Source organism: Franzmannia pantelleriensis (assembly GCF_900102875.1).
Lineage (GTDB): Bacteria > Pseudomonadota > Gammaproteobacteria > Pseudomonadales > Halomonadaceae > Franzmannia > Franzmannia pantelleriensis.
The window spans coordinates 19,336-33,426 of the sequence record NZ_FNGH01000010.1 but is presented as its reverse complement, the minus strand read 5'-3'; the positions used below and the strand labels follow the sequence as shown (position 1 = coordinate 33,426).

Below are 14,091 nucleotides of genomic sequence, written 5' to 3'. Positions count from 1 at the left end.
CGAGGAGGGCAGCATGCCGATTCAGGCCTTTCGCATGACCCTGTATCCCGGCCAGATGGCGGAATATCGGCGGCGTCACGACGCCCTCTGGCCGGAACTATCAGCGGCGCTGCAGCAGGCCGGTATCGAGGAGTATCGCATCTTCCTCGACTCCGAAACCCATCAGCTGTTCGCGGTCATGGTGCTTCGCGAGGACCACCAGGCGGATCGCTTGCCCGAGCTTTCGGTGATGCGCCGGTGGTGGGCCTACATGGCGGATATCATGGAAACTCACGAGGATCAGGCACCAGTCAGCGTGCCTCTCGATGAGGTGTTCACTTTTCTGCCAGGAGCTACGTCATGCAAGTGATCGACCCCCATGTGCATTTCTGGGCGCTCGGCCAGGGCAACCAGCCCTGGCTCGAGCATCCCACCCCTAACCTGCTCGGCGACTACTCGCCGATGGCACGCGACTTCGGCCCCGAGCAGCTGTTGGCGGCGTGCGGTGATATCGAGCTGCTGGGGATGGTACACGTTGAGGCCGATGCGCTCGACCCGCTCGCCGAGACCCGCTGGTTGACCGCGCAGTTGGCACCCTACGCGGCGAGTCTCCCTTGGGCGCTGGTGGTGGGCGCCGACCTGGCCCAAGCGGGCGCCGGAGCGCAGCTGGAGGCGCAGTGCACGCTGAGCGATCGAGTGCGTGGGGTACGCCAGATCCTCAATGTGCATGACGACCCACGCTACGACTATGTGGGTCGCCACTATATGGAGGAAGCCGGCTGGCGTGAGAATGTGACCCAATTGGAGCCTTTGGAGCTCTCCTTCGATCTGCAGATCTACCCCTCCCAGATGGCTCAAGCGGCGCGGCTGGCAAGCGAGCATCCCTGGATTAGGTTCATCCTCAACCACGCCGGCATGTATGTCGACCGCCAGGGCGTGGCGGGCTGGCGCGCCTGGCGTGACGGCCTGCGTCTGCTGGCCGCTCAGGATAACGTCACCCTCAAGCTCAGCGGCTTCGGCATGCTTGACCACCGCTGGACACTGGGCAGCATCCGTCCGCTGGTACTGGAAGCGCTCGATGCCTTCGGCATTGGGCGCTGTATGTTTGCGTCCAACTATCCGGTGGATGGCCTCTACGCCCGCTATCAGGACATCTGGCACGCCTATGCCGAGCTCGTCACCGACGCCTCGGCAGACGAGAAGCGAGCCCTTTTCATCGACAATGCACGACGTGTCTACCGGCTATGAGCGCTAACACGTCCCCTCACTCTTTTCAGGAGCCCGCCATGTTGCTCAAGGACAAAACCGTCATTATCACCGGCGCCTCGCGCGGGATTGGCCGCGCCGCAGCGCTGGAGTGCGCTCGGCAGGGTGCCGATGTGGTCATCGGCTATAGCGGCAGCGAATCCAGCCGCTCAGGGGTCGATGCACTGATCGAGGAGATCCAGTCGCTGGGATGTGGTGCCGTTGCGGTAGGCGCGCCGGCCGGTGACCCCGAAACCGGGGATAAGCTGGTCGAGGCGGCGGTTTCCTACTTCGGCACTGTCGATGTGTTCGTCAACAACGCCGGCATCTGCCCCTTCCATAGCTTCCTCGACATGCCCCGGGAGACCTATCTGGAGACAGTCAATACCAACCTCAACGGCGCCTTCTTCGCGGTCCAGGCAGCGGCCAATCAGATGAAGCGTCAGGGGCGCGGCGGGGCGATCATCGCCGTCAGCTCGATCAGTGCCCTGGTCGGTGGCGGCATGCAGACCCACTACACCCCGACCAAAGCCGGGCTGCTGTCACTGATGCAGTCCTGTGCCATCGCGCTCGGCCCCTATGGCATCCGCTGTAACGCCTTGCTGCCCGGCACCATCGAGACCGATATCAACAAGGAGGATCTCGCCGACCAGGAAAAGCGAGACTACATGGCTAGCCGAACGCCACTGGGGCGCCTGGGGCGCCCGGAGGATCTGGCCGGTCCCATCGTCTTTCTCGCGTCCGACATGGCTGCGTACGTCACCGGCGCCTCGTTGCTGGTCGATGGCGGCATGTACGTCAATCTGCAGTAGGAGACCTCCATGCAGCTGCCCCTCAATCCCTTCAAGGCGACCCTGGCCGGTGGTGAGCCCCAGTATGGCCTGTGGGCCGGTTTCGGTACCGGCTACGCCGCCGAGATTGCCGCCACCACCGGTTTCGACTGGATGCTGATCGACGGCGAGCATGCTCCCAACACGCTGCCGACCATCCTCACCCAGCTCCAGGCAGTGGCGCCCTATGCCACTGCTCCGGTGGTGCGCAGTGTCAACCAGGACCCGGCACTGATCAAGCAGCTGCTCGATATCGGTGCCCAGACCTTGATGGTGCCGATGGTCGAGAGTGCCGAGCAGGCCGCGAATCTGGTGCGCGCGATGCGCTACCCGCCCCACGGCATCCGTGGTGTAGGTGGCGGCTTGGTGCGCGCTACCCGCTGGGACGCGGTGGACGACTACCTGACCCGCGCCCATGAAGAGCTCTGCCTGATCGTCCAGGTCGAGTCGCCCAGTGGAATCGACAATGTCGAGGTGATCGCCGCCACCACAGGCGTCGATGCGGTATTCATTGGGCCCGCGGATCTCTCGGTAGGCATGGGACATCCCGGTAACCCAGGGCATCCCGAGGTTCAGGCCGCCATCGAGCATGCCATCGCGGCTATCCAGGCCGCTGGTAAACCGGTGGGCATCCTCGCGCCGCGGGAAGTCGACGCACGCCGCTATCAGGCCTTGGGCTGCCAATTTATCGCCGTGGGCATCGATATCAGTCTGCTACGCCAGGGGGCAATGGAGACCATCGCCCGCTACAAGGGCGGGCCATCCGGCGCGTCGCCCTCGACCACCTACTGACATCCTTCACTGCATAGCAACAACATAGCAACTAAGTGAGACAGAGCATGAGCCAGCCTACTACCTATCAGAACTACATCGATGGTGCCTTCGAGTCGACCCGCGACCATCTCGAGGTGTTCAACCCGGCCACCCAGGCGCTGCTATCCCGGGTACCGGCCTCCGGAGGTGAGGAGGTCGAGCGCGCCTTGGCGGCGGCACGCCGCGCCCAGAAGGGCTGGGCGGCGACCCCGGCCGTGGAACGTGCGGCCTTCCTGCATCGGCTCGCCGACACCCTGCGTGATAACGTGGCGCTACTGGCCAGGACCATTACCCAGGAGCAGGGCAAGGTTAGCGGCCTGGCCGAGGTGGAGGTCAACTTCACCGGCGATTATCTGGACTATATGGCCGAATGGGGCCGTCGGATCGAAGGCGAGATCATCGAGAGCGATCGCGCCGGGGAAAATATCTTCCTGTTTCGCAAGCCCCTCGGCGTAGTGGCCGGCATCCTGCCGTGGAATTTCCCATTCTTTCTGATTGCTCGCAAGATGGCGCCGGCGCTGGTGACCGGCAATACCATCGTTATCAAGCCCAGCGAGGAGACCCCCAATAACTGCTTCGAGTTTGCCCGGCTGCTCGATGGTCTGGGCCTGCCAAAGGGCGTTTTCAACGTGGTTAGCGGCACCGGCGCGGCGGCTGGCAGTGCCCTGACGTCGAGCCCCGACGTCGATATGATCAGTTTCACCGGCAGTGTCCAGACCGGTTCGCGGATCATGGCCAGCGCCGCCGACAACATCACCAAGCTCAACCTGGAGCTGGGTGGCAAGGCGCCAGCCATCGTGCTGGACGACGCCGATCTCGATCTGGCGGTCAACGCCATCCGCGGCTCGCGCATCATCAACACTGGCCAGGTGTGTAACTGCGCCGAGCGGGTATATGTTCAGCGCGGCGTGGCCGATGAGTTCATCACGCGCATGGCCAAGGCGATGAGTGCCACGCGTTTTGGCGACCCGCTGGCGGATGCTGAGGTTGAGATGGGCCCGCTGATCAACCGTGCCGGCCTCGACAAGGTGGCGCGTATGGTCGAGACCGCTCGGCGCGAGGGCGCAGAGCTGATTACGGGGGGCGAAATTGCTGACCTGGGCGCCGGTTATCACTACCAGCCTACCGTGCTCGCCGGCTGTCGCCAGACGATGGAGATCATGCAGCAGGAGATCTTCGGGCCGGTGCTGCCGATTCAGATCATCGACGATCTGGATGAAGGGATTGCACTGGCAAACGACTGTGAGTACGGCCTCACCTCATCCATCTATACCCGCAGCCTCAAGAGCGCCATGCAAGCCTGTCGCGAGCTCGACTTCGGCGAGACGTATATCAATCGTGAGAATTTCGAGGCGATGCAGGGCTTCCATGCCGGGGTGCGCAAGTCGGGTATCGGCGGGGCCGATGGCAAGCATGGACTCTACGAGTACACCCATAGCCATGTGGTGTACCTCGAGAGCTAATTCGTCTGCTAGGGAAACACTGCATAAATGTCTGCGCGTGCGAATCACTGCGTTGCGCGGTGCGCGAAATCCTCACCTATACCCCATAGGCTCCGGTTTCTGTGCTCCGTGCGCCTTGTGCTTCATCCCGCTCGCCGATTTATTCAGCGCTTCCCTAATAACAATGGAGGTGCACGCCATGAGTAACACCGCCGAGATGCCAGCATCTGCTGGGGAGTCCGCAGCAGTGGGTGGTGAATACGAACGGCAGCCGGTGCCTGCTCGGGCCCGGTTGGGGTTCAAGAACTTCATCGGTATGTATGCCGGGGAGCATACGGCTGGTACTGAACTTATGATCGGCCCGCTATTCGTTCTGGCGGGCGTCGCGGCCTTTGATGTGGTGGTCGGGCTATTGATCGGCAACCTGTTGGCGGTATTGAGCTGGGTGTTGCTGACGGCACCCATCGCCACCCGGGTCCGCCTTACTCTCTACTGTCAGCTGGAGAAGATTGCCGGTCGCTACACCGTGATTCTCTATAACCTGGCGAATGGCCTGGCCTTCTGTTTTTTGGCAGGGGCCATGATCACCGTTTCCGCCACCGCCGTGGGCGTCTGGTTTGGCTTTCCGCTGCCGACGTTGGCGGATTTGACCCCCAACAGCCTCGGCTGGGTGCTCAGCGTGCTGGGTGTAGGGCTAGTGATCACTCTGGTGGCTGCATATGGGTACCGCTTCGTCTCCTGGTTTGCGAATATCGCGGCGCCCTGGATGGTATTGATCTTTCTCGGTTTCGGGATCGTGTCGCTGAAATGGTTCATTGATGCCACCGGCGCTGAGGCCGGTTCCGCCAGCGATCTCTGGGCGCTGGCCGAAACGGCGATCTGGACCGGTGTACATGTGCCCGGTCAGCCCGATTTTTCGATCTGGCATGTGATCTTCTTTGCCTGGTTCGCCAATATGGCGATGCATGTGGGGATGTCGGATCTGTCGGTACTCAGGTTCGCCCATAAGAGCTGGTACAGCATCGCCTCGGCGGCGGGGATGTATGTCGGCCACTTTATGGCCTGGCTGGCGGCCTCAATGCTGTTCGCATTCCAGATGTACGAAGCGGGTTTGACCAGCGACGCGGCCGTGCTGGCCGCCGCTGAGGCCGGGCAGATTCCCAGCCCGCTGCCCGGCCCCCTGGCCGATCAGGCGTTAGGCGTGGCGGGACTGATCTGCGTGATCATCGCCGGCTGGACGACCGCGAATCCCACCATCTACCGTGCTGGGTTGGCCTTTCAGGCCGTCATTCCCTCTGCATCCAGGTTTCGAGTCACCATTGGCACGGGGCTGCTGACCACCTGCGTGGCACTGTTCCCTGGGGTGGCGATGCAACTGCTGGACTTCGTGGCGCTCTACGGGTTGTTACTGATGCCGATTGGTGCAGTGATTTTTATCGACTTTTGGGTACTGCCTAAGCTGGGCCTGAAACGCTTTTATGCAGATGTCGCGGGTCTCAAGATGACGCTGCCGGTGCTCGGTACATGGTTGGCAACCCTGGCCATTTGTCTGGGGCTGGTACAGCTAGCGGGTATCGAGATTTTCTTTGTCGCGTTGCCCGGCTGGTTTATCGCAACAGGGCTGTTTATCGCGCTGAGCTTTATTGCCCAGCGCAAAAGTCGCGTAAGTAAAAGGAACGTTGCATCGACGGTTGCAGAGAGCTCGGACCTGGTGAGGGAGTGAAGATTATGTATAAATTTTTGCAGGCGGTATCATTGATGATGCTGATACTCACCGTACTGTTTCCCTTTTTGTACCTTTTCGATGTTGTGGGTGAGTCGACAATGAAAGTGGGCGTGCTTGCAGTAACAATCGTGTGGTTCATTGTGACCCCGCTCTGGATGGGGCGTGAGGACCGCGCAGCAGCGTTTACCGAAGTGCGAGGAGGGGCTAACAAGGAGTAGCCGTTAATATTTTAGATCCCTCCACCAATGGCTAACTACTAGAGCCTTACCACCGCATGTGGTAGGGCTTTTTTTTTGGGGGAGAAATATCTAATAAATTCATCATATCGAATAGGAATAGGCCGCTTTTCAATAGAACAATAATGTATAAGAAATAGACAAAAGTATAAGAGAAACGATGTTTCAATTTTATTAGAGTGGTGTTTCTAAATAAATTTATAAAGTGAAGAGGACGCAATGAAATACAAAAAACAGTTCGCCGCAACAGTGGTTGGTGCAGCACTCTTTCTCTCCTCTATGGGGAGTGTATGGGCGACAAGTAACAACATAACCATCAAGCTGGAACACACCACCAATGATCACTCCTTGACACTGCCCAAGGCGGCTTATACGCGGTCGTTCTCAGATGGATCCTCGCTTATGTTCGAAAAATCATGGTTCTGGCAAGAGGGAAATCACACCAGCGGTTGGCCGAAGCATGACGAAGGGTTTGTGAACTATACGCTGCCCTCCTATCGGTTTGGGCAGGACTCCCGATGGTCTTTGGCGCCACAGCTGGGAGCGAAATTTCGTTCCAACCTGACACGCGCACTGGCGGGACTGCGCCTCGGTTACGCTGGGGATGGTTGGAGTTTGGCGACGCGCTATCGATATGAACACGATACCAACCACGAGACGGCAGAAAGAGCCCAGGTCGGGCGCATCGATCTCTTTGCCAGCTACGAGATAAGTGATCGCTGGAGTATACTCTACAACCCCCACTATCACTTTAAGCAGGAGAATCGCTCCCCCGACTTTGCTAATGGCAAGAGAGACTTCATTGAGCATGAATTACTGGCATTTTATCAGTTGAGTGAGCAGAGCACAGTATTTGGTGGGCATGTTTGGAGAGCCAAGAACTCAGAGAGTGCTGCAGTAGATCCGAATCAGCGCCTAAATTCCTTTATTATTGGCTACAGTTTCAATTTCTAAGGGGCTGGGCAGAGGACGGCAGCGCCGTCTTCTGCTTTTTCAGACGAGGCAATTAAACCTGAACGATCGACCGCCAATAACATGCCTGGCAACACGGCAAGGTGTAGGGCTATGAAATACTTGAGAAACTATCTTGACCAGCTCATGCAGATAATATGCTGCGGCTTGTTTTCCATGATGATCATGGCTGCCAGCTGGCAAGTATTCAGCCGCTATGTGTTGAATACACCCAGTACGGTGTCTGAGGCTTTTTTGCGTGTGTCACTCATCTGGCTATCCATGATGGCGATCGCTTTCGTGGCAGGACGACGAGATCACGTCTCCTTCACCTTGTTTACCGACATGGTGAGTGCCCGCTACAAGTCAGTGGTCCTGGCAGGCATCGAATTGGTGTTTTTATTATTTGCGATTCTCATCATGTTGTATGGCGGATACGCCATGGTAACCAGCACAATGAGCCAGAACTATCCACTACTTAATATTCCTAGAGGGTACATTTATCTCTCATTACCTGTTTCAGGAGGAGTGATCGCTCTATATTGCGTCATGAATATTATTGATCTGTGCAAAATGCCCGTTTCCAACTTCAGGGGTGAGGTGAAAGATGTTTGATGCCAGCTTCGTCTTGGTGATCTCTTTTTTTGTCCTCCTTGTCATAGGGATCCCCATCGGTGTCTGTATTGCGGCAGCGTCGGCGGTGACAGTACTACTTGTGCTACCCGCTGATATTGCCATATCGACGACGGCGCAAAAAATGGTATCGAGCCTAGACAGCTTTACGCTACTCGCCGTGCCCTTCTTTGTTCTGTCAGGTGTGCTGATGAATAATGGTGGGATTGCGTTAAGGCTCGTTAATTTTGCCAAGATGTTCAGTGGTCGGATTCCTGGGTCGCTAGCGCACACGAACATCGTAGGCAATATGATGTTCGGCTCTATCTCGGGATCGGCCATAGCCGCATCGACCGCGGTCGGCGGCGTGATGGTCCCCATGGGAGAGAAGGAGGGGTATAGCAAGTCATTTGCCGCGGCTGCCAACATCACCTCTGCCCCCACCGGTATGCTAATTCCTCCAACGACAGCCTTCATTCTTTATGCCTTGGTGAGCGGAGGCACGTCAATTGCGGCGCTCTTCGCCGGTGGGTTGGTGGCCGGTCTGTTATGGGGTTTCGGCTGCATGTTGGTCACCTATATCATTGCCAAGATGCGAGGTTATGGCATCAAAGATGCCGCGCAGTCCGAGACAGTCAGATCGGTTGTAGGGCAGGCGCTTCCCAGCCTTTTCATGATCTTTATCATAGTCGGCGGGATCGTATTTGGTGTGTTTACGGCCGTGGAAGCGTCTGCGGTATCAGTGCTGTATACCATGCTGTTGACCATGGTGATATATAGAACGATTGATCTTCGTTCTTTTGTCGGTTCCTTGGTCAAAGCCATTGAAACCACCGGCGTCATCATGTTCTTGCTGGCCGCCTCTTCGGCGATGTCCTTTGCCATGTCGATAACCGGTTTACCAGCAGAGATCAGTAGCATGGTACTGGGGGTCTCGGATAATCCTCTCATCGTGCTACTGGTGATCACGCTGATACTGCTGGTAATTGGCTGCTTCATGGATATCGGGCCGGCCATCTTGATCTTTACCCCTATCCTGCTGCCCATTGCTACGGCCATTGGCGTGGATCCCGTGCACTTTGGCATTGTGATGGTTTTCAATCTCTGCATCGGCACGATTACACCACCAGTAGGCACTGGACTGTTCATTGGTGCCAGCATTGCCAAGGCGAAGGTGGAAAGCCTTATTCTGCCCTTGCTGCCCTTCTATTTTGTCATTCTGGCAATACTCCTGCTCATCACTTATGTGCCAGCGGTGACGCTTTTTCTTCCCCGGGCGCTGGGTCTCTAGTGGCGACTGGTTGATTTATATAAAAGGTATTTAATATGAAAATATATAGCGTAAAAAATAGTCCCTTGCTGCGACAGGATGAGAGGGCTATGACAAGAGATAGCCTTGTTGCATTAATCAAGAAGGCGACGCATAACCTAGTCAATATTCAGGACGAAACGGGGGAGTATCTGCTCCACCTTGATGATGGGCGCGTCATCGATACCAAGGGCTGGGCCGGTTGGGAGTGGACCCATGGTATCGGTCTATACGGTATATATAAGTACTACGAACAGACTAACGACCAAGATGCCGTTGCGATCATCGACGATTGGTTTACAGCACGATTCGCAGAACGGCTAGCCACCAAGAATGTGAACACGGTCTGCCCCTTCCTGACACTTGCTTATCGTTATGAAGAGACTGGCAGGAAAGTGTGGCTTCCCTACTTGGAAGCCTGGGCAGACTGGGTGATGCACGATATGCCGCGCACGTCGAGAGGAGGGCTACAGCACCTAGTATACAATAGCGAAAATCACCAGCAACTATGGGATGATACGCTGATGATGAGCGTACTTCCCTTGGCCAAGATTGGCCTGCTCCTAGGAAAAGAGGAGTACGTAGAAGAGGCCAAGTATCAGTTCCTACTGCATATACAGTACCTGATGGATAGGCAGTCGGGTGCCTGGTTCCATGGTTGGACCTTTGAGGGAGCGCATAACTTTTCCAACGCACTCTGGGCGCGTGGAAATAGCTGGATCACCGTTGCCATTCCCGAATTTCTCGAACTCCTGGACTTACCTCAACACGACGCCTTGCGGCGCTATCTGCTGCAGGTGCTGAATGCCCAGGTAGAATTGCTTGCACGAACTCAGGCGGAGAGTGGCCTGTGGCATACCCTGCTTGATGACCCCACGTCTTATCTCGAGGCGTCTGCGACGGCAGGATTCGCTTATGGGATTCTCAAGGCTGTTCGTCTGCGTTATATCGACAGTGGCTATTATGGTGTGGCTGAGAAAGCCGTTGCAGCGGTGGTGGAAAACATCAATGCCGACGGTGAGCTACAGAAAGTCTCTTTCGGAACGGCAATGGGGGAGGATTTAGACTACTACAGAAATATACCGCTGACATCGATGCCTTATGGTCAGTCCATGGCGATCCTGTGTCTTGCTGAGTATATGCGAACTTATATCTGATATGCCGTGCTATCCAATCACAACGTCAATAACGATGAATTAATAGCTGGAGATTAACATGAACGCTCACTGGAATAAGAAAACTTCTTGCATGATGCTGGCCTCTCTCTTAGCAGTGATGGGGGGAGGATTGGCGCAAGCCGAGAGCCAGATCAATCTTAGGCTGGCGTATGCTCAGAACCCTCAGCCCGTCAAAGACGCCCTGGCCCATTTTGGCGAGCTGGTGGAGGAGAAGAGCGATGGCAGCATCACCGTCACCTTCTTCCCGGATAGCCAGCTGGGGGGCGAGGGCGAGCTGGTCGAGCTGCTGCAACGCGGTGCCATTGATATGACCAAGGTGTCGGGGGGGCTGATGGAGAGCTTCTCTCCCCTTTACCAGGTCTTCTCCATGCCCTACCTCTTTGATGACGAATCACATTTTCGTGAGGTGATGAATCACGACGAGATCATGGATGTGGTTTATCAATCGACCAGCGATCAAGGTTTCGTTGGGATCGGCTGGTACGATTCTGGCCAGCGGAATTTTTATACCAAGGAACAGCCCATTGTTTCTCCCTCTGACCTGGCAGGCAAGCGCATTAGGGTTATGCAGAGTCAGACCTCCATTGACACGATGCAGTTGTTGGGCGCCTCACCGGTGGTGATGTCTCAGGAAGAGGTCTATACATCTCTCCAGCAGGGTATATTGGACGGTGCGGAGAATAATGAGTTCGCCCTCACCGCCGCGCGCCACGGCGAAGTCGTAAGCTACTATTCGCTCGATGGTCATGCCCGTATACCCGATATCGTTCTTATTAATAATAATACCTTTAACAGTTTGTCAGACTCACAGCGTTCTGCGCTTATGTCTGCCATGGAGGAGTCTATTGCCCTGCAGAACAACTTGTGGGCGGAAGCCGTCGACGAAGCGCGTCGCCAAATTCAGGAAGACTTTGATGTTACCATTAATGAGGTGGATATTGCGCCTTTCCGCGAAGCGGTGATGCCAATGTATGAGGAACTCGAACAGTATCCAGAGCAGTATATTATTTACGAGAAAATAGATGCGCTTAGAGACTGATAGGTCTTTTCTGGTGTGGCCATTATTCAGTGGTCACACCACTTTGTACTATTTTTATTTTATAAGCAATTAGGGTTTTTATGAATATAGGGATAAGAGCACATGACTTGAAAAAGCAGCCACTAGCAGACTTGGTTGAAGATGTGGCTGAGCGAGGGCTAAGCTCTGTTCAGCTGGCACTAGGAAAATCCTTCGATTTTTTTACCGATACCGGATGCTTGAATCCTGGGGTGGCATTTTCAGTCGGTGATGCCTTTCGTCGGCGAGGCATACAAATTGCGGTGTTGGGCTGTTATGTGAATATTATTCATCCAGACCTCGATGCTAGAAAAAAGGCCTTGCAAGATTTCAAGATGCATTTGCGTTTTGCAAGAGACTTCGGGTGTGGTGTAGTGGGTACTGAAACGGGAAATGTAAATAGAGAAATAGCGTATACTGAGGATAACTTCCATGAAAAACCCTTCATGGAAGTCGTTAAGAGTGTCAGGGAGTTGGTGGATGAGGCGGAGAAGTTTGGAGTGGTTGTTGGGGTAGAGCCGGGTGTCAATCATCCAATTTACTCTCCAATGACCATGAGACGGCTTCTTGATGAAGTTGGGTCTAATAATCTCCAGGTGATTTTCGACCCCGTCAACCTGCTAACGCTTGGAAATTACACTAATCAGCATGATATTTTTGATCAGGCACTCGATTTGTGGGGCGACAGGATAGTAGCTGTCCACGCTAAAGATTTCTATGTGGCTGATGGTGCCTTTCACTACTCGCCGCCTGGTCAAGGTGTTATTGATTATCCATACTTGATGGGTAAGCTTAAGGAGCGCAAGCCGTATGTGAATATTATCCTCGACGAACTGGATCGGAACGATATCGAGGCCGCGAAGAATTTCTTGAACGATAATTGAAACTGATAACTCTGCCAGCCGGCCCATGCTCGGCGCTCTTCACGGCTATTAGTGATTTAACTACCGCCTTGCTGCTCAGGGCTGGGATGGGTAGCCTAAGAGTTCAAATTGCGGTAAATTCAGACCAGCTTTCCATTTTTTATGAAATAAGGGTTGGTTAATATGGCAGTGCCGCAGAAACCCGATAATGTCGCCGCCGTCATGAAGGTCTTCGCGATCCTCGAGGCGTTGGCTGAGCAGAGAGATATCGGCTTGTCCGAGCTATCGCAGCGTGCCTTTACATCGAAGAGTACCGCCTATCGCTTCTTGCAAACCATGAAGGAGCTAGGCTATGTCAGTCAGGAAGAAGAGTCCGAGCGATACGCGTTGACGCTTAAGCTGTTCGAGCTTGGCGCTTCGGCTCTGGAGAACGTGGATCTTATCCGTCTGGCCGATGCCCAGATGTCACGGCTTTCCGAAACGACCCATGAAGCCATTCACTTGGGGGCGCTGGATGAGGATTTCCAGCACATCATCTATCTCCATAAGTATGATTCGCAATTCAATCTATGTATGCAATCGCGGGTCGGTCGTCGCAACCCTGTGTACTCCACCGCCATGGGCAAGACCCTGCTGGCGTGGATGGAAGATGATAGAGCACGAGAGGTGCTGAAGAGGGTGAGTTTCGTGCCGCGTACCGAGCATACCCTTATCAGTGTTGAGGCGGTGATGGATGAGTTGCCGCGGGTTCGTCAACACGGTGTGGCGGAGGATCGCGAGGAAGCTGAGCTAGGGGTGCGTTGTCTGGCGGTGCCGATTTTTGATCGCTTTGGCAAGGCGGTGGCTGCTCTCAGCATGTCTTTCCCTGTGGTGCGATACGACGCAGAGAAGCGGGAAGAGTACGTGCGCTTGCTACACGAAGCAGGTGAGAAAGTCTCTCAAGGCCTAGGATTCCACGACTACTACTTCGAAAAAGTCTCTGAAACGTCGTGATGTATCGTCATCGTAAACGGCACGCAGGATACGGCATTAGCGTCGTATCCTGCGTGGTCCATAGACTCATGTTATTGATACCAGTAGCTTAGCGGGACAGCCATCCGCCATCTACCGCGAGGGTGTGACCGTTGACATAGTCCGATGCGCGCGAGGCAAGGAAGACCGTTGCACCGACGAGGTCTTCTGGACTGCCCCAGCGCCCCGCGGGAATGCGACCAAGGATTTCACGGCTGCGCTCGGGATCGTTGCGTAATGCCTCTGTATTATTGGTGGCCATGTAGCCCGGAGCGATGGCATTGACATTGATTCCCTTGGTGGCCCATTCGTTAGCCATTAGGCGCGTTAAACCCAGGACGCCACTCTTGGAAGCAGTGTAGGAGGGGACTCGGATACCGCCTTGGAACGAGAGCATTGAGGCGATGTTGATGATTTTCCCCTGGCGCCGTTTATCGACACAGGCTTGCCCAAAGCCCTGAGAGAGGAAGAACAGGCTTTTGAGGTTGACGTTGATGACATCGTCCCAGTCCTGCTCACTAAACTCGAAGGCATCGGCCCGGCGAATGAGCCCCGCGTTATTGATCAGGATGTCGGCACCGCCGAAGCGCTGCTCCGCTTGCGAGAGGATATCGTCTATCGGTGCCGTTGTGGCCAGGTCGGCATGTACAGACAGGAACGACCTTCCTAGTGCCTCGACACGTTGCTGAGTCTCCTTAGGTTCGCTGCGATTGACGGCCACGATATTGCAACCGGCCTCGGCTAGCCCCAACGCCATCCCCTGACCAAGGCCAGTGTTGCAGCCGGTCACAATGGCGGTCTTTCCACTCAAGTCGAAAAGCTTCGCACTCATGTTGCCC

At 55.6% G+C, this 14,091-nt stretch carries 15 protein-coding genes; 14 read left to right on the top strand and 1 reads right to left on the bottom strand.

Annotated elements, in window-relative coordinates:
• Positions 1–13 precede the first annotated feature (13 nt).
• The 14 genes from rhaM to kdgR all read left to right on the top strand — a co-directional run bounded on the left by rhaM (position 14) and on the right by kdgR (position 13,234).
• Positions 14–349, top strand: coding sequence for an L-rhamnose mutarotase (gene rhaM, locus BLT16_RS13425; protein ID WP_089659026.1), 336 nt, complete (start codon positions 14–16; stop codon positions 347–349).
• The gene (locus BLT16_RS13420) at positions 340–1,227 is read left to right on the top strand and encodes an amidohydrolase family protein (protein ID WP_089659025.1); all 888 of its coding nucleotides are present in this window, start codon (positions 340–342) and stop codon (positions 1,225–1,227) included. The genes rhaM and BLT16_RS13420 overlap by 10 nt, the downstream gene beginning before the upstream one ends.
• Positions 1,228–1,265: 38 nt before the next feature.
• The gene (locus BLT16_RS13415) at positions 1,266–2,036 is read left to right on the top strand and encodes an L-rhamnose 1-dehydrogenase Lra1 (protein ID WP_089659024.1); all 771 of its coding nucleotides are present in this window, start codon (positions 1,266–1,268) and stop codon (positions 2,034–2,036) included.
• A gap of 9 nt (positions 2,037–2,045) precedes the next feature.
• Complete coding sequence (locus BLT16_RS13410) at positions 2,046–2,846, top strand: aldolase/citrate lyase family protein (protein ID WP_089659023.1); 801 nt, start codon at positions 2,046–2,048, stop codon at positions 2,844–2,846.
• A gap of 47 nt (positions 2,847–2,893) precedes the next feature.
• Positions 2,894–4,330 (top strand): aldehyde dehydrogenase, encoded by a 1,437-nt coding sequence (gene aldA, locus BLT16_RS13405; protein ID WP_089659022.1) that lies wholly within the window; start codon positions 2,894–2,896, stop codon positions 4,328–4,330.
• Between the two features lie 178 nt (positions 4,331–4,508).
• Positions 4,509–6,032: a purine-cytosine permease family protein gene (locus tag BLT16_RS13400; RefSeq protein WP_176817235.1), complete on the top strand. Its 1,524-nt coding sequence runs from the start codon at positions 4,509–4,511 to the stop codon at positions 6,030–6,032.
• Positions 6,033–6,037: 5 nt separating this feature from the next.
• On the top strand, positions 6,038–6,253 hold the full coding sequence (locus BLT16_RS13395; protein WP_089659021.1) for a hypothetical protein: 216 nt from the start codon (positions 6,038–6,040) through the stop codon (positions 6,251–6,253).
• 237 nt (positions 6,254–6,490) lie between these two features.
• Positions 6,491–7,225 carry an oligogalacturonate-specific porin KdgM family protein gene (locus BLT16_RS13390; protein WP_089659020.1) on the top strand — a complete coding sequence of 245 codons (735 nt, stop codon included), beginning with the start codon at positions 6,491–6,493 and terminating at the stop codon, positions 7,223–7,225.
• Positions 7,226–7,336: 111 nt separating this feature from the next.
• Entirely contained in the window at positions 7,337–7,837 is a 501-nt protein-coding gene (locus tag BLT16_RS13385) for a TRAP transporter small permease (RefSeq protein WP_176817234.1), read from the top strand.
• A complete protein-coding gene (locus BLT16_RS13380; RefSeq protein ID WP_089659018.1) occupies positions 7,830–9,125 on the top strand; it encodes a TRAP transporter large permease in 1,296 nt (431 codons plus the stop codon). The genes BLT16_RS13385 and BLT16_RS13380 overlap by 8 nt, the downstream gene beginning before the upstream one ends.
• An 89-nt stretch (positions 9,126–9,214) precedes the next feature.
• The gene (bglB, locus tag BLT16_RS13375; protein ID WP_245701658.1) at positions 9,215–10,300 is read left to right on the top strand and encodes a beta-galactosidase BglB; all 1,086 of its coding nucleotides are present in this window, start codon (positions 9,215–9,217) and stop codon (positions 10,298–10,300) included.
• 58 nt (positions 10,301–10,358) lie between these two features.
• Positions 10,359–11,360 carry a TRAP transporter substrate-binding protein gene (locus BLT16_RS13370; RefSeq protein ID WP_176817233.1) on the top strand — a complete coding sequence of 334 codons (1,002 nt, stop codon included), beginning with the start codon at positions 10,359–10,361 and terminating at the stop codon, positions 11,358–11,360.
• 107 nt (positions 11,361–11,467) lie between these two features.
• A complete protein-coding gene (locus tag BLT16_RS13365; RefSeq protein WP_245701657.1) occupies positions 11,468–12,262 on the top strand; it encodes a sugar phosphate isomerase/epimerase family protein in 795 nt (264 codons plus the stop codon).
• Between the two features lie 162 nt (positions 12,263–12,424).
• Positions 12,425–13,234 (top strand): DNA-binding transcriptional regulator KdgR, encoded by an 810-nt coding sequence (gene kdgR / locus BLT16_RS13360; protein ID WP_089659015.1) that lies wholly within the window; start codon positions 12,425–12,427, stop codon positions 13,232–13,234.
• A gap of 88 nt (positions 13,235–13,322) precedes the next feature.
• Here kdgR and kduD read toward each other — a convergent pair whose 3' ends face one another.
• The gene (gene kduD, locus BLT16_RS13355; protein ID WP_089659014.1) at positions 13,323–14,084 is read right to left on the bottom strand and encodes a 2-dehydro-3-deoxy-D-gluconate 5-dehydrogenase KduD; all 762 of its coding nucleotides are present in this window, start codon (positions 14,082–14,084) and stop codon (positions 13,323–13,325) included.
• Positions 14,085–14,091 lie beyond the last annotated feature (7 nt).